Origin of the sequence: Puniceibacterium sp. IMCC21224 (genome assembly GCF_001038505.1) — a bacterium.
Taxonomy (GTDB): Bacteria; Pseudomonadota; Alphaproteobacteria; order Rhodobacterales; family Rhodobacteraceae; genus Puniceibacterium.
Window position 1 is genome coordinate 3,081,376 of the sequence record NZ_LDPY01000001.1, and the last position, 17,277, is coordinate 3,098,652.

The following is a 17,277-nucleotide window of genomic DNA, read 5'->3' on the forward strand; positions in this document are numbered from 1 at the left end:
CTTTTTCCAGCGCTCGAATCTGGCCCGGTTAGGCCAATTTCAATGCACGGTCACAGGTGCCAGATCATTGTGACGTGCCAGAGAAAACGCCAACGCCCGCTCCTTGACCAGTGCCAGCCGCTCACCATCGGCACGGTGTACGGCGTATAGAACATCCTGATCTTCGACCTGATCGCGCACGCCCTGCGGCAGTTCCGCAACCGATACGGGCCGTACATAGACCAGACGCTCCTCATCCAGTCCGGCGAAATCATACTTGGTATTCATAGGCTTATCCCCTCTTGATCTGGATGGTCTGCACGACGGCCTGTGGCCGTGACAGCGTAAGATCGACATGCAACAATCCGTTTTCCATTGTTGCATCGCCCACCTCGACCCCGTCAGCCAGCACAAAGCTGCGCTGGAATTGCCGGGCAGCAATGCCTCTATGCAGAAACACGCGCTCTGCGCCGTCATCCTGACTGCGGCCACGGATCACCAGCTGACGATCCTCGACCGTAATGGACAGATCCCCTTCCGAGAACCCCGCCACAGCCAGTGTAATACGGTAAGAATGATCCGACGTTTGCTCGATATTAAAAGGCGGATAACCTTCGTTGCCAGTTTTCGCCGTGCGCTCCAGCAAACGCTCCAGCTGCTCGAACCCGAGCATATGGGGATAGGACCCCAAGGTCAGTTTTGTCATCGACACGTCCTTTGCACAAAGCGACAGTCACCATCAGGGCCCCGTTGTGGCGACCCAGTAACGTCAAATATGGGAATCGTTTCGCCGCGACGCAAGGGCTTTGCTCACAGCATCCGACAGGCTATCCTCACCGGGTTGCATATCAGACAAGGACACCTCAGCCCTATGAACGCACCCGGCGAAATCTCGATGAAGACCGACGACGTGCTGCGGGTCGAGCTTGAAGTTTTCCGCCGCGAACACCGTGACCTCGATGACGCAATCCGCGCACTCCAGGATCGGGGCACCGCCGACCAGCTCACCCTGCAACGCCTCAAAAAGAAAAAACTCTACCTCAAGGACCGCATCGCCCTGATCGAGGACCGCCTGCTACCCGATATCATCGCCTGATCCATCGTCCGCAGCGTGATCGCAACCGCCAACGGCGTCGACCCGCGGAATTGTCCCGCCCCACGCCAAAAGCTTGTCCGGCACTCCCCAACGCAACCTCGCTCCCATCCAGATTCTCAGTCGGCATTGCCGCCACATCCATAGCGGCTATAGTGCGCTTTCAGAATTCCGGAGGGACGCGATGACGCAATCAGAGGTCAAAGTCGGCATCATCATGGGCAGCCAGTCCGACTGGCCAACGATGAAAGAGGCCGCGAATATTCTCGATACACTCGGCATCGCGCATGAGGTCCGCATCGTTTCGGCCCATCGCACCCCGGATCGCCTGTGGGAATATGGTAAGACTGCCGTTTCGCGCGACCTTCAGGTCATCATCGCCGGGGCTGGCGGCGCCGCGCACCTGCCAGGTATGATGGCATCCAAGACTCGGGTACCGGTGATCGGCGTGCCGGTGCAGACACGGGCCCTATCGGGGGTCGACAGCCTCTATTCGATTCTACAGATGCCACGCGGCTTTCCCGTCGCCACCATGGCCATCGGCGCCGCCGGGGCCGCCAATGCAGGCCTCATGGCCGCCGCTATTCTGGCTCTTCAGGATCCGGCGCTGGCCTCCCGGCTCGACCAATGGCGTGCCGACCTCTCCGCCTCGATCCCGCTCGAACCCTCGCGCGACTGATCGCATCTTCTCTTTCCAAATACGCACCGCGACACCTGCCACAGGCGGCTGCGCCCGGCACAAAGGCCCGACAGATGACCACTCCCCTCCCTTCCGGCTCCACCATCGGCATCATCGGCGGCGGCCAGCTTGGCCGTATGCTCTCGGTTGCCGCCGCGCGCCTCGGTTACCGCAGTCATATCTTCGAACCCGGTGCCCAGCCGCCCGCCGGTGACGTCGCCCATGCCGTCACCACCGCAGCCTATGACGACACCACGGCACTGACCGCCTTTGCGACCTCAGTCGATGTCATTACCTACGAATTCGAAAATATCCCGACCCAAGCGCTCGACCTGCTGCAAACCCTGCGCCCAATCCATCCGGGCCGCGAAGCACTGCGCGTCTCTCAGGACCGCCTAACCGAAAAGACCTTCCTGACCGATCTGGGCCTCACAACCGCACCCTTTGCCGATATCCCCGATGCCGCAGCACTGACCGCTGCGCTCGACACCATCGGTACGCCCTCGATCCTCAAGACCCGTCGCTTCGGCTACGATGGCAAAGGCCAGTCACGCCTCACCACGGCCATTGACGCGAAAACCGCCCTGGCCGACATGGCCGGTGCTCCGGCGATCCTCGAAGGTTTTGTCGATTTTAGCTTTGAAATCTCAGTCATCGCGGCCCGTAGCATCGACGGCGCGGTCGCATGTTTCGATCCGGGCGAAAACGTCCACAGCGACGGTATTCTGCGCACAACCACCGTGCCCGCGCGCCTTTCTCCGTCACAACGCTCTGACGCAATTTTGATCGCTGCGCGCATCCTCAACGCGCTAAACTATGTCGGCGTGCTAGGGGTCGAACTCTTCGTCACACCCAAAGGCTTCATCGTCAACGAAATCGCCCCACGGGTGCATAATTCCGGCCATTGGACCCAGAGTGGTTGCGCTGTAGACCAGTTTGAACAGCACATTCGCGCTATCACCGGTTGGCCGCTCGGTGACGGCAGCCGCCATTCTGATGTGCGGATGGAGAACCTGATAGGCGACGACCTCATGCGTCTGCCTGCCCTCGCAACTGCGCCGCACACGTCCCTTCATCTCTATGGCAAACCCGAGGCCCGACCTAACCGCAAGATGGGCCACGTCAATCATATCACACCACGCTGACCGTTTGTCCCATCAGGATCGACCGGAACCGGAGGGCAGTCCACCGCAAATCCAAAGGTATGTGGACGTAGAATTTTCTCAGCACGTTACCTGATGAAGATGACGAGACTTAACGGCCCCCAAATCTTAGCGATTCGGCGGACAACGAAAGGAAGCGTGCCAGTGGCTGAGCTGTGCTGTGGGCACGACATCTGTCTATAATTGGCGCGCGAAGTTTGGCGGTATGGGCGCGTCAATAATCAACCGGATGAAGAGCCAGGAGGACGAGAACTGTTGGCTGAGGCGCATGTTTGCATGATCGAAAACCACGTCCTCCGCAATCGATTTCGCGGTAATATTCGCCTCAGGCTCAGGATTCATAGCCAGGAATAACGAGCGTGGCGATGGCGGAGAACAAGCCCTTGGGACATGCGATTGCTGCACCACTGCCCGGCAGTGCATTGCACAGCAATGTTAAGAGAGGGGACCCAGCCGATGACGCGCCGGGAGTATAGATCAAGAATGACCGCAAGATACAACCAGCCCTCACTGGTCCAGTTATATGAAATATCGCCTGCCCATTTCTGGTTCGGAGCATCCATTGCCCGGCAGGCGGTTTGCAAAGTAAATCTGCCGAGAGGGGCGCTGTCGCTGAGACAGTGAGCGGACGCGCCACGCGCGATACCCGCGTGATGTGACCTGCATAGCACGGCAAAGAAACTCAACCGGCCATTCTTCTCTCCAGGCGTCAATGAAGGCGACCCTCATCCGCTGCCCGGCAGCGCATGTTTGCATGCGCGAGAGGGGACTTTGGCCTGCAAAGAAGCCTAACGGTGAATGTTCCATTCACCGGTCGGCCAGTGGATTGCCGCTTTTCAACACTTCCCTCCCCTCTCGTAGCAGGCGGACTTCCCTGCGAAGGCGTTCGTTCTCCCGTTCCACATCTTCATGAGGGCCCTACATCAAATCATCATGCTCCCTCTCGGGACATTGCTTTGCAATGCTCTGCCGGGCTAGTGATCAGATGAAACCTGAGGGCGTGTTAAGCCGCTGGTCGTGGCGATGCGCACAGCATCACGGCGAAATTCGTCTGTGTATCTCGTTGCCATCCCTTGTCTCCTCCATAGCAAACATTGCTCGAAAGGGACCGGAACTACCGTGGCAAGACTAGGTTGGCATGACCGAGTGGGCTAAGGGGAACTCAAGCCGCAGGCGGGAGTTCTGCAATAATGTCCAGATTACCCACCAAGATCACTTGATCTCTTCTGCAAGCGGTTCTAGAAGAGCCCTCGTCGGGTGATTAGCTCAGTTGGTAGAGCGCTTCGTTTACACCGAAGATGTCGGGGGTTCGAGTCCCTCATCACCCACCATTCCTAGGTTATTGTCATTGATCGTCAAAGTGCACTTGCCCCCAACCTTGGACCACCTGGGTCTAGAGATTTCCGGCTTTCGTCAGATCGGTGGGCTGGTTTCACCTTCTGATTTTACGAGCATGATCGGTGACTTGTTTCCGATCGCGCTGTGGGGCCGTTCTTCGTTGTAGTATCTACGCCAAGTCTCCACCTTTTCTGCCGCATCCGCAAGGCTCAAGAACCAATGCGCGTTCAAACATTCCTGGCGAAACTTACCGTTGAAGGCCTCGATGAAGGCGTTGTCTGTCGGTTTTCCTGGCCTGCTAAAATCCAAAACTACGCCCCGATGATAAGCCCACAGATCCAGATCCCGAGAGATAAATTCCGGCCCATTATCGACTCGAATGGTCTTAGGATACCCAATCTTGGCACAAGCCAGATCAAGAGATTTAACCACATCCTCACCGCGATAATTGAACCTTACGTCTAGAATTGGCACATAGCGCGAGAACGTATCGACGACGGTCAAAACGCGCAATTTGCGGCCTGTGGCGAGTTGATCATGCACAAAATCCATTGCCCAGACGTCGTTATTCTTCACAGCTTCTGTGCGAGCATCCCGCAGCTTCGCTTTCACGCGACGTTTCGGTGTCTTGTTGCGCAGTTGAAGACCCATCTCCTTGTAAATACGATATGTTTTTTTAGCGTTCACTGGCCAACCCTCACGCTGCAACACAAAATGGACGCGCCGATATCCATATCGAACGCGTGTCTCACAAATCTCCTTAATGCGCTTTTTCAACGCGGCCGGATCGGTGCGGCGGGATTTGTAATGATAGGTCGAGCAATCAAACCGCAAAGCACCACATGCCTTTCGGATCGACACACGCCAATCAGACCGCATCCCATCGACAAGCTCACGCTTTCGATCCGGCCTTAGAGCTTTCGCTTGATAACGTCCTGCAACATCTCACGATCCAACGTCAGATCAGCGACAATCCGTTTCAAACGGTTGTTCTCGTCTTCCAGATCACGCAACCGGCGCATCTCTGACGGCATCAGCCCCTCATACTTTTTCTTCCAGTTGAAATACGTCGCCGGACTTATCCCGGACTTGCGGCAAATCTCCGCAACCGTCGTGCCCTCATTACCTTGCTTAACAATAAACGCCTTTTGGGCGTCCGTGAATTTGGATGCTTTCATCGCGTCCACTCCTTTTCCAGCCAGGAAAGTAGCAGTCGGAAACTCTAATTCAAAATGGTCCAGTTTTTAGGGGGCAGAGCAAACGAATTCGTATTTCACAAAGGCGCGATATGCGACTCCTCCCTGAAGAGTGACAGCAAGCCAATCGGTGTCGCTGTCCATTTCAGTGGCGCCCATAACAGAGTTCCGATGGACAAATTTCAGGTGGTGGTGCTGTCGGCGGTAAAATCATCCATGAAACCGATCCTCCAAAATTTTAAATTTAACTTTGGCTGTACGCCCCGTCCTCTGAATGCAACCGTTTCAATATTGATTCCGGATCGGAATTGCCCTTGGTCTAACGGCGCGGCGGCCCCATATTCGGGGCATGATAAAATTCACGCCCATCCTGCTTGCCATTCTCTATGCGCTGGTGATGTACCGATTTTCAACCTGGCGCACCGCCAAAGAACTGGACTCGCGCTCGACCGCGTTGGCCGATCCGCGCTTGCGCAAGTTGACCGACCGCATGGCGCAGGCTCTCGATCTGCCACGGATCAAGGTGCATATCTACGAGATTGACCCGGTGAATGGGTTGGCCGCGCCGGATGGGCGGATCTTTATCACTCGCGGATTCTACCGCAAATATCAGAGCGGAGAGGTCTCGGGTGAAGAGTTGGCCTCGGTCATTGCGCATGAAATGGGGCATGTGGCGCTGGGGCATTCGCGGCGGCGGATGATCGACTTTTCCGGCCAGAATGCCCTGCGCACGGCGCTGGCAATGCTGCTGAGCCGGTTTCTGCCGGGGATCGGTGTGATGATCGCCAATGCACTGACATCCCTGCTGGCGGCGCGTCTGTCGCGCGGTGACGAATACGAGGCCGACGCCTATGCCGCCGCATTGCTGAGCAAGGCAGGGATCGGCGTCGCACCGCAGAAATCGCTGTTTCGCAAACTCGAGGCGCTGACGCAGGCGCGATCCGGCGCGGTGCCCGCCTGGCTGATGAGCCATCCTGCCACCGATGATCGGATCAAGGCATTGGAAGTCCTTGAGGCGCGCTGGACGTCAAAGGTCTGACGCTTAGCCCGGCACCACCTCGAACATGGTACGGGCGCGGTCCACCCCGTTGACCTGAACCACCAGCGCGTGGGTTCCAGGGTGCCAGCGAAACGTCGTGGCATCACCCTTGAGGCGGTGCGCCTTTTCCAGCATCAACGGGATGCCGGGTTTCACCTTGCCTGTCTTGAGTTTGAACACCTTTTCACCTGACCTGCCATCGGGCCGGGCGAAAACGATGCGGTAGTCGACGATTACCGCGCAATCAGCGTCACCGGTGACCGCGACCGCGAAGCGCAGCAGCTCACCTACGGCCACCCGCTCGGTGCCGAGCTTGAGCGCAACCTCAACCGGCGCGTCAGCGGCGTAACCCAGCAGCGCCAGCGCCGGTGCCTCGCCACGTTTTACGGCGGTGCGCAATGCATGACGCGTCATCCAGTCCAGTTCACGCGCCTGTTGTCGCCCGCCAGATCGCCACGCATGCAAACGGCCTACGACCGAATCCGGCGCGATTTTGCTGATATCATTCATATGGTTGGCCACAGACCGCGTGACATAGCGCGTTGGATCGCCGTGCAGCGCATCAAGATAGCGCAGCGGCACCAACGGATCCAGGGTGATATTGCGCGCCCAGGGCAGCCGGGGGCGCGTGCCTTCGCTCACCAGCCGACGCACATGATAATTGTCGTCGCTGACCCAGCGGTCCAACCGCGCCAGCGTTTCGTCGGGCCAGCGGTTCAGGAACGGACGAATGTAGAACTCCATCGAGAATCGCTGCGTCGCGGAGTAGATCAGATCCAGCGCCCGATCCCGGTGATCCTCGAGCCCGTGGCGCACCGCAAGGATACCCGGCACCGCGTGGATAAACTTGCCAAAATCATCATCCGTCCGCGTCGGATCCAACGGAGGCAGCATTGCGGCCTCCAGCGCCCCGGCCATGGCCGGAAAATCCTGCGGCAGCTGATTGGCGACGCAATCGGCCAGAAAATCGAGCCGTTCGAGCAACCCGCGCGACGCCATTCCCGCCAGCGCTGTGGATCGGAACAGCTCTGGGTCGAACCCCGGCAGAACGGCATATTCCGCCGCCATCTGCCCGATGCTGTCAGCATTAAACAACTGATCGGCGAGCGAGAACCCCGCACCGCCGCCCTTGCCATCCGGTCCGCGCGCCATCGCCTAGATCGTCGCGTTGGTGGCACCACCGTCCAGCAGCAGGTTCTGCCCGACGATAAAACCCGCGTATTGCGAACACAGGAACGCACAGGCCTGCCCAAATTCCTCGGGCGTGCCATAGCGCCCGGCCGGGATCGTGGCGGCGCGACGCGCACGAGCTTCGTCCAGAGTGATGCCGTCGCGCGCCGCCACCGGCCCGTCGAGCCCTGCTGCGCGGTCGGTGTCGTGGATGCCGGGCAGCAAATTGTTGACGATGACGCCCTGCCCCGCGACCTGCCGCGCCGTACCTGCCACATAGCCGGTCAATCCGGTGCGGGCGGCGTTCGACAAACCCAACTGCGGAATCGGTGCCTTGACTGATTGCGAAGTGATATTGACCACCCGGCCCCAACCGCGCGTGGTCATACCCGGCATAAGCGCCGTCATCAGTGCGATCGGGGTCAGCATGTTGCCATCCAGCGCCTTGATGAAATCGGCGCGATCCCAGTCGTGCCACATGCCCGGAGGCGGCCCACCTGCATTGGTCACAAGGATATCGACCGCGCCCGCAGCGTTTAGAACCCGCGCGCGCCCGGCCTCGTCGACGATATCCGCCGCCACGGTGGTCACTGACACGCCGAACCGGTCGCGCAGATCCTGCGCCGTCGCCTCAAGCGCGTCAGACCCGCGTGCATTCAGCACCAGATCGACACCCGCTTCGGCCAGCGCGGCGGCACAGCCCCGGCCCAGCCCCTTGCTCGATGCACAGACGAGTGCGCGTTTGCCCCGAATTCCCAGATCCATATCGCCAATTCCCTGTTCTGTCCTGCGTGTATCGAACCCACGCCACCCAATATCGCGGTCGCCAGCCCGGCACTATCGCCAATGCTGCGACCTCTTGATGCCACATTTCTTTTCCATAGATTGAACCTATAGTGAAGCCCGCGCCGGTCCCAAACGGCGCACCATGTTAATCGGTGTCATGACAAACCTACAGACAAGATTCCCGCAGACCATCGGCGTCTACCGCGCCGACCATCTGCGCGTCGCAAACGGTGCGAATCTGGGGGACGCGATCGGATGCGCCGACGATCTGATGCTGGATGATATCTATCACCTTTCACCTTTGGCCACGCAAAAACGGCTAAGCCTGCTGACCACAGCCGAACCACCGTTTCGGATCGCAGATGCTTCGGACACCGGGACGCCGGGTGCCGCCCTGCATCTGGATTGCTGTATCACGTTGATGTCAGGACATGGCCAAACCACCGAGGTGCTGGTCCTGGTGGAAACTGATCGTCCCGGTGACATTGCCGCAGTCTATGTGCTGCCACTGGCGTCGATAGACACGCGCACCGACTATGCGCTGGTAGGCATAAACCGCGACAACGCGCTCGAGAAATTCGCACAGGTGGCCTGTGTGTCGTTCACGCGCGGGACGATGATCACGCTGGCCTCTGGCGCACAGCGCCCTGTCGAGGATCTGACCATTGGCGACCGCGTGCTGACCCGCGACGATGGCCCTCAGGCGATTCGCTGGATTGGCCACACCACGAGCCGCGCCGTCGGTGCCTTTGCGCCGATCCGCATTCGCGCCGGGACGCTGAACAACCTCAACGATTTGCTGGTCAGTCCCGATCACCGGCTGTTCATCTATCAGCGCAGGGACCGACTTGGTGCCGGGCGATCAGAGCTGCTGGTCAAGGCGCGTCACCTGATCAACGGCGACAGTGTCACCCGTGTTTCCGGCGGCTTTGTCGATTATTTCCAGATGCTGTTTGATCACCATCAGATCATCTATGCCGAAGGGATTGCCGCCGAATCCATGTTGGTTGACACCCGGACCCGCGCAGCCCTACCGCAAGAGCTGAAGGAAAGCCTGTCCGACCTATTGCCGAAACACCAAGACAGAATGCATCGCGACATTGAGGTGCAGGAATCGCTGCTGCAACGGCCCGATGCCGCCGATCTATTGCGCAAATCCTCGGGCGGCTAGGCAACCATCCCTACGAGCACCCAAGACAATTCCAGTAGCCCTCAATCGCGGTGACCCACACATTCTGGCGATCTTGCAAAGGTCCGCGCGCGCGCCTATAGCCCAGCCCATGCTGGACACGCCCTCAAACCGCCCGAAACTGCCCGCCGAGATTGCACGGAGGCGCACGTTTGCGATCATCTCGCACCCTGACGCGGGCAAAACCACGCTGACAGAGAAATTCCTGCTGTATGGTGGCGCGATCCAGATGGCTGGACAGGTCCGCGCCAAGGGCGAGGCACGGCGCACCCGGTCAGACTTCATGCAGATGGAAAAGGATCGCGGCATCTCGGTCTCAGCATCTGCAATGTCTTTTGATTTCAAAGGGCTGCGGTTCAACCTCGTCGACACGCCCGGCCACTCGGATTTTTCCGAAGATACGTACCGCACGCTGACGGCTGTGGATGCCGCCGTGATGGTCATCGACGGTGCCAAGGGCGTCGAGAGTCAGACGCAAAAACTGTTCGAAGTTTGCCGTCTGCGCGACCTGCCAATCCTGACTTTCTGCAACAAGATGGACCGCGAATCCCGCGACACGTTTGACATCATTGATGAAATTCAGGAAAATCTGGCGATCGACGTGACGCCCGCGTCCTGGCCCATCGGTGTGGGTCGCGATTTTCTGGGCTGCTATGATCTGTTGCGCGACCGGCTAGAGCTGATGGATCGCGCCGACCGCAACAAGGTCGCGGAAACCGTTGAAATCAACGGCCTTGACGATCCCCTGCTGGAAAAGCACGTACCGGCGGCCGAGCTGGCAAAGCTGCGCGAAGAGATCGAGATGGCCCGCGCATTGCTGCCCGCAATGGACCCGCAATCGGTGCTCGAGGGGCATATGACGCCGATTTGGTTTGGGTCTGCGATCAATTCCTTTGGTGTCAGGGATTTGATGGACGGAATTGGCACTTATGGCCCCGAACCGCAGATCCAGAACGCTACCCCGCGCAAGATTTCCCCCGAAGAACCCAAGGTGTCGGGCTTTGTTTTCAAAGTTCAGGCGAATATGGACCCAAAGCATCGCGACCGCGTCGCCTTTGTCCGCCTCGCCTCGGGGCATTTTGTGCGCGGCATGAAACTGACCCACGTCCGGTCGAAAAAGCCGATGGCAATCACCAACCCGGTACTTTTCTTGGCCGCAGACCGCGAACTGGCCGAAGAGGCCTGGGCCGGCGACATCATCGGCATTCCCAACCACGGCCAGTTGCGCATTGGCGACACCCTGACCGAGGGTGAAATGCTGCGCGTGTCTGGCATCCCGTCGTTCGCGCCGGAACTGCTGCAATCGGTCCGCGCGGGTGACCCAATGAAGGCCAAGCATCTGGAAAAAGCCCTGATGCAATTTGCCGAAGAGGGGGCCGCCAAGGTCTTTAAACCCGCCTTTGGTTCTGGCTTTATCGTCGGCGTCGTCGGTGCACTGCAATTCGAGGTTCTGGGATCGCGGATCGAACAGGAATATGGCCTGCCGGTGCGTTTTGAGGCGTCACAATTCACCTCTGCCCGCTGGGTGCATGGTCCGCGCGACAAGGTCGATGACTTTATTGCCGCCAACAAACAACACATCGGACACGACAATGACGGCGACGTTGTCTATCTCACGCGGTTGCAATGGGACATCGACCGCGTGGCGCGCGATTATCCGGATGTCGAACTCACTTCGACCAAAGAGATGATGGTCTGAGCCCGGCCTGCCACCCGCTTTAGCAGGCCGCTGGAATAGTCGACACGCGGGGATGGTATTCGCCCGCTGATGGCATGCGCCCTTCGCTTGTCAACAGCGGGCCGGGATTCTCGGCCTCCATGCTGTCGACGTCTCTCTCAAGCTCCTGGAGATCCGGGCAGTCGGGCCAGGCGTTGGCAGCCATCGTCAGCAAGCAGCAGGATCGGCCCCCTTCGACGTCGCGATAGACGGTTTGGGCCCCCCTGAAGCCGACCCTGGAATTGCAGTTGTGGTGATTTGCGCGGGGCATCGGTTCGGTTTCAGGTTCCGGTTGGCTTATCTTCAGGCCGACTGGCATGCGCATCATTGACCACCAGCCGGATCTCGCGCAACGGCGGACTGGTGGGAATGCGATCCTCAAAACCGAGCGCGCGGAACAACGCCGACTGGTTTCATTCATTCCACGCATCCTGATCCGCACCGATCTCCTGCCAAGGCGGAATCATGTTCTCAAATCATTGCCCAGGTCGGACTATTTCAGCACAGTGTTATAGCTGAACTACGATGGCGTCTTTTAGCAGCCCCTCGGGCGAACAGGGCACAGGTGACAGTGCAGACCCATTTGGCCGCTTCGATGTCGTCAGCGTGTGACCACATCATCAAGGTCTTAGTGTACAGACATTGGTCTGTTTGGGTCATTCACGTGTTGCTCAGCCCCGTGGTTTGACGCAGATTGCGCCAAAACTCGTGAAATGAAGGAAAAAAATGATGAGAACCCGAGCCGCCGTAGCATTGGCAGCAGGCCAGCCGCTTGAAGTTATGGAAGTGAACCTTGAGGGTCCGAAGGCGGGCGAGGTTCTGGTTGAGATCAAGGCGACCGGCCTGTGCCATACCGACGAATTCACCCGCTCGGGTGATGACCCCGAGGGGATCTTTCCCGCCATTCTGGGCCACGAGGGCGCGGGTGTCGTGCTAGAAGTCGGCGAGGGCGTCACCAGTCTGCAACCGGGCGACCACGTCATCCCGCTGTACACCCCCGAATGCCGCGAATGCGAATATTGCCTGTCGGGCAAGACCAACCTGTGCCAAAAGATCCGCGTGACCCAGGGCCAGGGCCTGATGCCCGACGGCACCAGCCGGTTCAGCATGCTCGATGGCACGCCGATTTTCCACTACATGGGCTGCTCGACCTTTGCCAACCACACGGTGCTGCCCGAAATCGCGCTGGCCAAGGTCCGCAAGGACGCACCATTCGACAAGATCTGCTACATCGGCTGCGGTGTGACCACTGGCGTCGGTGCGGTGATCAACACCGCTAAGGTCGAGATTGGCAGCCGCGCCGTGGTCTTTGGCCTCGGCGGGATCGGGCTGAACGTGATTCAGGGCCTGCGGCTGGCGGGTGCGGATCAGATCGTCGGCGTCGACCTGAACGACGACAAGGAAACCATGGGCCGCCACTTCGGCATGACCGATTTTGTGAACCCGAAGAAGGTCGAGGGCGACATCGTGGCCCACCTGGTCGAACTGACCAAGGGCGGCGCGGACTACACCTTTGACGCGACGGGCAACACGACCGTCATGCGCCAGGCGCTGGAATGCGCGCACAAGGGCTGGGGCACGTCGATCATCATCGGCGTGGCCAAGGCGGGGGCCGAGATTTCCACGCGGCCATTCCAGCTGGTGACAGGGCGCAACTGGCGCGGCACCGCATTCGGCGGCGCCAAGGGCCGGACCGATGTGCCGAAAATCGTCGACTGGTACATGGACGGCAAGATCGAAATCGACCCGATGATCACCCACACCCTGACCCTGGACGAGATCAACCACGGCTTTGACCTCATGCACGAAGGCAAATCCATCCGCGCCGTCGTTGTGTTCTGAGGGCGAATTGGTCGGCTGAGCCGGGAATTCTAGAGACCGACCGCCGCACGGGATGCGGCGGCCGGTCTCTTTACTGCGAGCTGGTTATCGTTCCCCTGGGATCTGTCCCACCATAGCTCCCGGGGTTCGCTGCATGAATCTAGTATGGCTGGGGGTGGGATTGGCCTAACGGCGACGATAACTCTGAACGTCAACGCGTTCCATCGCGCGGAACAATGGAGCGAACAGGACGGTGGCAACGGCCTCGGTTGAGCACGCGATTGCGCTATTTCTCTGACAGACAAGGCGGCGCTAAGATACAGCCTTTAGCCTCTTCGCCAACTCGGACCAATGCGTCCCCCCGCGCGAAACGACGCGTTCCTCAATGGCGGCACGGGCCGCGTTCCGAGCATCGCCGCCCCTGCCTTCGCGTTCCTTTACCTCGGCCTCGATCGCGTGGCCGCCCTTGATCACCCCGCTCCTCAGGTATCTTACTGAGAAAATTTCAACTCCGCATTTCCTTAGTTCTGGGGAGGATTACCCTGTGCTCCTGATCAGTGTTAGATTGATGCATAGAAATCCTTTGAGATTAGTAATTTCTCCTCTGGACACCGGTACGCCACTCGCCTAGAACGCCCGCACCTGAACGGTACACCGTTCCCAATGCCCGGGTAGCTCAGGGGTAGAGCAGTGGATTGAAAATCCTCGTGTCGGTGGTTCGATTCCGCCCCCGGGCACCATTTAAATCTCTGATATAATTGAGTTTACCGCTCATCTTTCATCCTCGCTTTGGTCAGGTTTGACGCTTTTCGACGAAGGTTTGACACTTTCGGCCCGCCTTCGGTTCTCTTCTTCCAGTGTGGCCATGGTCTCGCGGTTCTTGTCGGCAAGGTTCGCTGATCGCGAGTAGTGCCGTGCCATGGACGGTGTTTTCTGCCCCAGAAGGTCCGCGATGCGGCGTTCATCCAGCCCCGCGGTAATCCCCCCATTTTTAATGGGGTGCAGCCGTAGAACTTACGCGGCCATTTTCAGTTTCTGTGCGGGTGTGATGCCGCCGATGCCCATGTTCGGGCGGTCGTTGTTGTAAGTCCAGAGCCATTGCGTGGCGAAGTCTTGGGCCTCCTCGATGTTTTCGATGATGTGTTGGTCCAGCCATTCATTCCTGACGGTGCGGTTGTAACGTTCGATGTAGGCGTTCTGCTGGGGCTGTCCTGGTTGGATGTGCTGGAGGGTAACACCTTGTTTCTCAGCCCATTCCAGCAGCTTGATGCTGATGTATTCAGGGCCATTATCGACCCGGATCGTGCCGGGCTTGCCACGCCATTCGATGATGCGATCGAGGCTCCGGATCACGCGTTCAGCAGGCAATGAAAAGTCGACCTCAATGCCAAGCCCTTCGCGGTTGAAGTCGTCCAGCACGTTCAGCAGTCGAAACTGACGACCGTCGCTCAGCCTGTCGGCCATAAAGTCCATCGACCAGGTCATGTTGGGGGCCTCGGGTACCGCCAGCGCGTCGGGTTTATCCCGCTTTAGCCGTTTGCGGGGCTTAATCCGCAGGTTCAGTTCCAGCGCGCAATAGATGCGATAGACCCGCTTATGGTTCCACGGATGACCTTTGACGTTGCGCAGGTGCAGATAGCAAAGTCCGAAGCCCCAAGTCTTCCTCGTATCCGTCAGCCCGACAAGCAAATCGGCAATCTGTTCGTTCTCATCGCTCAGAAGCGGGCTGTAGCGATAGCAGGTCTCGCTAACCCCAAAGGTGCGGCACGCCACGGCGACACTGACCCCGCGTCGCTCTACCGCCGTTGCGGCCATCTCTCGTCGCTGAGATGGCCCAGTCACTTTTTTCCAAGGGCTTCCTTCAGCAACTCGTTCTGCATGCTCAACTCTGCGAACATCTTCTTCAGGCGTCGGTTCTCGTCTTCAAGCGCCTTGGTCTGCGCGATCATTGAAGCATCCATCCCGCCATACTTCGCCCGCCATTTGTAAAAGGACGCTGTGCTCATACCATGTTCGCGGCAAAGCTCGGCCACCGGAACACCGCCTTCGGCCTGGCGCAGGATCGCAAGGATCTGCGGCTCACTGTATCTCGTCATCTTCATCTGAATCTCCTCATGCATCTTGCCGAGAAAATTCTACTTCCGCAGCCCCTTACTTTCGGGGGGGATTACCCCGCCTCGCGCAAAGTCGTGGCGACCGTGTGCCGCAAGCCCTTGAGGGTCAGGCCTTTTTCGATAAGGCCTTCACTCTCAAGGGCGGATTTGAAGCGGTGCCAAACAGTCGAAAAGCCGTTGTATGTCCATGCTTCCCCGCGCGAGTTCGAAAGCACGGTCTCGGCCTCGTGGACTGGCATACGGTCAAGCGCAGCCTGCAACGTCGGACTAACCGGAATCGCGACTTCTTCTCCTGTCTTGCCGCGCACGCCCCAGATCATGCCGCCGTCGACTTGATCATTCCGCAATCTTAGGGCGTCGGACGGGTCGAGGCCGGTGTTCATCATCAGTGCAAGTGCCACGCGCACATGAGGCTTGGCCCTGCCCAAGACGGTGTCTCGCTCCTCGATGGTCCAAGGGCGGTTGGCATAGGCGCGGTCGCGCGGGCGGCGCTTGGGAATGACATCCTTTGCGAAATTGGCGGAGATAAGCCCCTTTGGGATGTTGTAGCGAAACACCTCGCTCAAAAGCGTGCGGACCATGTTCGCCCGCCGCCAACCAATCTTCTTCGCCGCCTTGTCGTGGATGCCTGCGATCAGCGGCGTATCGATTACGTGGATCGGCGTGTCGCGGATCGGCTCAAGGAAATCGGCACATTTTCGGTAATCGCGCCGGGTGGCCTCGGCCAGATTCTGGTAATGCTCAGTCTCAAAGTAAGACCGGATTAGCCCACCAAGTGTTCCGGCCTTTGGAGCCTTGGCACTCTGCGCCTCGGCGATGGCGCGTATCGTTTCACACTCAGCGAAGAACTCGGCTGAACCGATAGGCGCATGGGTCAGGTCTACCTTGTGGCCGGTCTCGCGGTGATAGCATCGCTGCTTCCCGTGCCTGTCTTTGAAAATCTTGAACCCCTTGACCCGCACCTGTGTCATCAGAGTCGGTCCAGAATGGTGTCGCGTGTATCGGTTACGGCCCCAGACTTCACATCATCGATCCAGAGATCCAGGTCGCGGCGATCCCAAAGCAGCGTGCCTTGCTTCAACTCAACGGGGCGCACCGGGCACGCCGCCTTGAAATGCTTCACCGGCAACCCGGCATAACTCGCGGCCTCGGACTGCTTCAGCATGCGCTTGTCGATCACGCTGATATTGAGATTGGTCGTCGCCATAACCGGACACCCCCGTCAACTCGCCACCGAATTCTCGGCCCTTTTGACCTTGGTCGCGTTCTTCTGAAACCGCTCCCAACCGCTCATGGTCAAGAGCTTGATCTTCGGGGATATTTCTACAAATTCGAGTTTGCCGCTGTTCATTAACGTTCGAACTTGCGCAACGCTTAGGCCAACCATTGAACCAAGTTCTTTCGGTGATAGTAGCTTTTCATGAGCCAAAACCCTCTCCTTTTCAAAAGCTAGCGTGAATCAGGTTGATTGCTTGGTCGAGCCGTGCTCCGATAGCGAAACATAACCAATAACGTTCATTTGTGCGTATAGCATTCAATTGAACGCAAACACAAGTGGATTGCTTCGGCAATGGCAGAACGTGCGGAAAATTACCTAGCTGCGCTTGGAGCGCGCCTCGCCATCACTAGAAATGAGAAGGCGTTGTCCCAGGCAAAGATGGCGGAAGCTCTCGGCATGTCTTTGCGTGCTTATCAGAGCTACGAGCTGGGCAAGCGGTCGATCCCGATTGAAGCGCTGATCAAACTTCATCGCCAGTTTGACGTCGATTTGAGCTGGATACTGCTTGGCGTAGAGGCCGTGCGGCTCAAGCACGACTTGGACAAGCTAGAAGAATTTGAGGTCGTGCTGGACCGATACCTGTCAGAGAACGGGATCAAACTGAAAAGTGAAAAGCGCGGCGCAATCTCGGCGCGCTGGTACCGCTCTTTCCTGGAAGGGAAAGAGATCGCCATGGACGACGTTCATACTTGGATAGAACTGCTTAGGGAGTGA

At 58.6% G+C, this 17,277-nt stretch carries 18 protein-coding genes, 2 tRNA genes and 1 pseudogene; 11 read left to right on the top strand and 10 right to left on the bottom strand.

The annotated features are described in order from the left end of the window. Nucleotides 1-39: 39 nt before the first annotated feature. Together IMCC21224_RS14195 and IMCC21224_RS14200 are read right to left on the bottom strand one after the other, a co-directional pair. Nucleotides 40-267: a DUF1150 family protein gene (locus IMCC21224_RS14195; RefSeq protein WP_047995910.1), complete on the bottom strand. Its 228-nt coding sequence runs from the start codon at nt 265-267 to the stop codon at nt 40-42. Nucleotides 268-271: 4 nt separating this feature from the next. Beyond that, nucleotides 272-685 (bottom strand): Hsp20 family protein, encoded by a 414-nt coding sequence (locus IMCC21224_RS14200; RefSeq protein ID WP_047995911.1) that lies wholly within the window; start codon nt 683-685, stop codon nt 272-274. Between the two features lie 165 nt (nt 686-850). On the opposite strand from IMCC21224_RS14200, the gene IMCC21224_RS14205 reads away from it, so the two are divergent. The 4 genes from IMCC21224_RS14205 to IMCC21224_RS28960 all read left to right on the top strand — a co-directional run bounded on the left by IMCC21224_RS14205 (nt 851) and on the right by IMCC21224_RS28960 (nt 3,194). Continuing rightward, a complete protein-coding gene (locus tag IMCC21224_RS14205; RefSeq protein ID WP_047995912.1) occupies nt 851-1,075 on the top strand; it encodes a YdcH family protein in 225 nt (74 codons plus the stop codon). A 181-nt stretch (nt 1,076-1,256) separates the two neighbouring features. Then, a complete protein-coding gene (gene purE, locus IMCC21224_RS14210; RefSeq protein ID WP_047995913.1) occupies nt 1,257-1,751 on the top strand; it encodes a 5-(carboxyamino)imidazole ribonucleotide mutase in 495 nt (164 codons plus the stop codon). Nucleotides 1,752-1,825: 74 nt separating this feature from the next. After that, nucleotides 1,826-2,896, top strand: coding sequence for a 5-(carboxyamino)imidazole ribonucleotide synthase (locus IMCC21224_RS14215; protein WP_047995914.1), 1,071 nt, complete (start codon nt 1,826-1,828; stop codon nt 2,894-2,896). 178 nt (nt 2,897-3,074) lie between these two features. Beyond that, nucleotides 3,075-3,194, top strand: a complete 120-nt coding sequence (locus IMCC21224_RS28960; RefSeq protein WP_369796026.1) for a transposase — start codon at nt 3,075-3,077, stop codon at nt 3,192-3,194. Nucleotides 3,195-3,363: 169 nt separating this feature from the next. Here the strand turns inward: IMCC21224_RS28960 and IMCC21224_RS28965 are convergent. After that, nucleotides 3,364-3,471 (bottom strand): annotated as a pseudogene (locus IMCC21224_RS28965) (DDE-type integrase/transposase/recombinase); the annotation flags it as partial. Nucleotides 3,472-4,169: 698 nt separating this feature from the next. Here IMCC21224_RS28965 and IMCC21224_RS14220 point away from each other — a divergent pair. Beyond that, nucleotides 4,170-4,245, top strand: a tRNA-Val gene (locus tag IMCC21224_RS14220). 82 nt (nt 4,246-4,327) lie between these two features. Here IMCC21224_RS14220 and IMCC21224_RS14225 read toward each other — a convergent pair. Then, nucleotides 4,328-5,430, bottom strand: a protein-coding gene (locus IMCC21224_RS14225) for an IS3 family transposase (RefSeq protein ID WP_156178069.1) whose coding sequence is annotated in 2 segments (ribosomal slippage) — nt 4,328-5,169 and nt 5,169-5,430 — 1,104 coding nt in all. Because the reading frame shifts where the segments join, the coding sequence is not laid out codon by codon here. A 367-nt stretch (nt 5,431-5,797) separates the two neighbouring features. Between IMCC21224_RS14225 and IMCC21224_RS14235 the strand changes: the two genes are divergently transcribed. Further along, nucleotides 5,798-6,487 carry a M48 family metallopeptidase gene (locus tag IMCC21224_RS14235; protein ID WP_047995915.1) on the top strand — a complete coding sequence of 230 codons (690 nt, stop codon included), beginning with the start codon at nt 5,798-5,800 and terminating at the stop codon, nt 6,485-6,487. Nucleotides 6,488-6,490: 3 nt separating this feature from the next. On the opposite strand, the gene IMCC21224_RS14240 is transcribed toward IMCC21224_RS14235, so the two are convergent. Next, the gene (locus IMCC21224_RS14240) at nt 6,491-7,639 is read right to left on the bottom strand and encodes a hypothetical protein (protein ID WP_047995916.1); all 1,149 of its coding nucleotides are present in this window, start codon (nt 7,637-7,639) and stop codon (nt 6,491-6,493) included. Between the two features lie 3 nt (nt 7,640-7,642). Then, the gene (locus IMCC21224_RS14245) at nt 7,643-8,422 is read right to left on the bottom strand and encodes an SDR family oxidoreductase (protein WP_047995917.1); all 780 of its coding nucleotides are present in this window, start codon (nt 8,420-8,422) and stop codon (nt 7,643-7,645) included. Between the two features lie 178 nt (nt 8,423-8,600). On the opposite strand from IMCC21224_RS14245, the gene IMCC21224_RS14250 reads away from it, so the two are divergent. From IMCC21224_RS14250 to IMCC21224_RS14270, 4 genes are all read left to right on the top strand, one after another. Next, a complete protein-coding gene (locus IMCC21224_RS14250; RefSeq protein WP_047997144.1) occupies nt 8,601-9,614 on the top strand; it encodes a Hint domain-containing protein in 1,014 nt (337 codons plus the stop codon). A gap of 109 nt (nt 9,615-9,723) precedes the next feature. Then, a complete protein-coding gene (locus tag IMCC21224_RS14255; protein ID WP_047995918.1) occupies nt 9,724-11,331 on the top strand; it encodes a peptide chain release factor 3 in 1,608 nt (535 codons plus the stop codon). Between the two features lie 747 nt (nt 11,332-12,078). Continuing rightward, nucleotides 12,079-13,191: an S-(hydroxymethyl)glutathione dehydrogenase/class III alcohol dehydrogenase gene (locus tag IMCC21224_RS14265; RefSeq protein ID WP_047995920.1), complete on the top strand. Its 1,113-nt coding sequence runs from the start codon at nt 12,079-12,081 to the stop codon at nt 13,189-13,191. Nucleotides 13,192-13,835: 644 nt separating this feature from the next. After that, nucleotides 13,836-13,910, top strand: a tRNA-Phe gene (locus tag IMCC21224_RS14270). 274 nt (nt 13,911-14,184) lie between these two features. Here IMCC21224_RS14270 and IMCC21224_RS14275 read toward each other — a convergent pair. The 4 genes from IMCC21224_RS14275 to IMCC21224_RS27860 all read right to left on the bottom strand — a co-directional run bounded on the left by IMCC21224_RS14275 (nt 14,185) and on the right by IMCC21224_RS27860 (nt 16,713). Then, nucleotides 14,185-15,272, bottom strand: a protein-coding gene (locus IMCC21224_RS14275; RefSeq protein ID WP_156178101.1) for an IS3 family transposase whose coding sequence is annotated in 2 segments (ribosomal slippage) — nt 14,185-15,011 and nt 15,011-15,272 — 1,089 coding nt in all. Because the reading frame shifts where the segments join, the coding sequence is not laid out codon by codon here. A 65-nt stretch (nt 15,273-15,337) separates the two neighbouring features. Further along, nucleotides 15,338-16,255 (bottom strand): tyrosine-type recombinase/integrase, encoded by a 918-nt coding sequence (locus IMCC21224_RS14285; protein WP_047997145.1) that lies wholly within the window; start codon nt 16,253-16,255, stop codon nt 15,338-15,340. After that, nucleotides 16,255-16,491 (bottom strand): hypothetical protein, encoded by a 237-nt coding sequence (locus IMCC21224_RS14290; RefSeq protein ID WP_081893890.1) that lies wholly within the window; start codon nt 16,489-16,491, stop codon nt 16,255-16,257. Before IMCC21224_RS14290 ends, IMCC21224_RS14285 begins: the two co-directional genes overlap by 1 nt. 15 nt (nt 16,492-16,506) lie before the next feature. Then, nucleotides 16,507-16,713 (bottom strand): hypothetical protein, encoded by a 207-nt coding sequence (locus tag IMCC21224_RS27860; protein ID WP_156178277.1) that lies wholly within the window; start codon nt 16,711-16,713, stop codon nt 16,507-16,509. Nucleotides 16,714-16,854: 141 nt separating this feature from the next. Here IMCC21224_RS27860 and IMCC21224_RS14295 point away from each other — a divergent pair, with 141 nt between their 5' ends. Beyond that, nucleotides 16,855-17,277 carry a helix-turn-helix domain-containing protein gene (locus tag IMCC21224_RS14295; protein ID WP_047995921.1) on the top strand — a complete coding sequence of 141 codons (423 nt, stop codon included), beginning with the start codon at nt 16,855-16,857 and terminating at the stop codon, nt 17,275-17,277.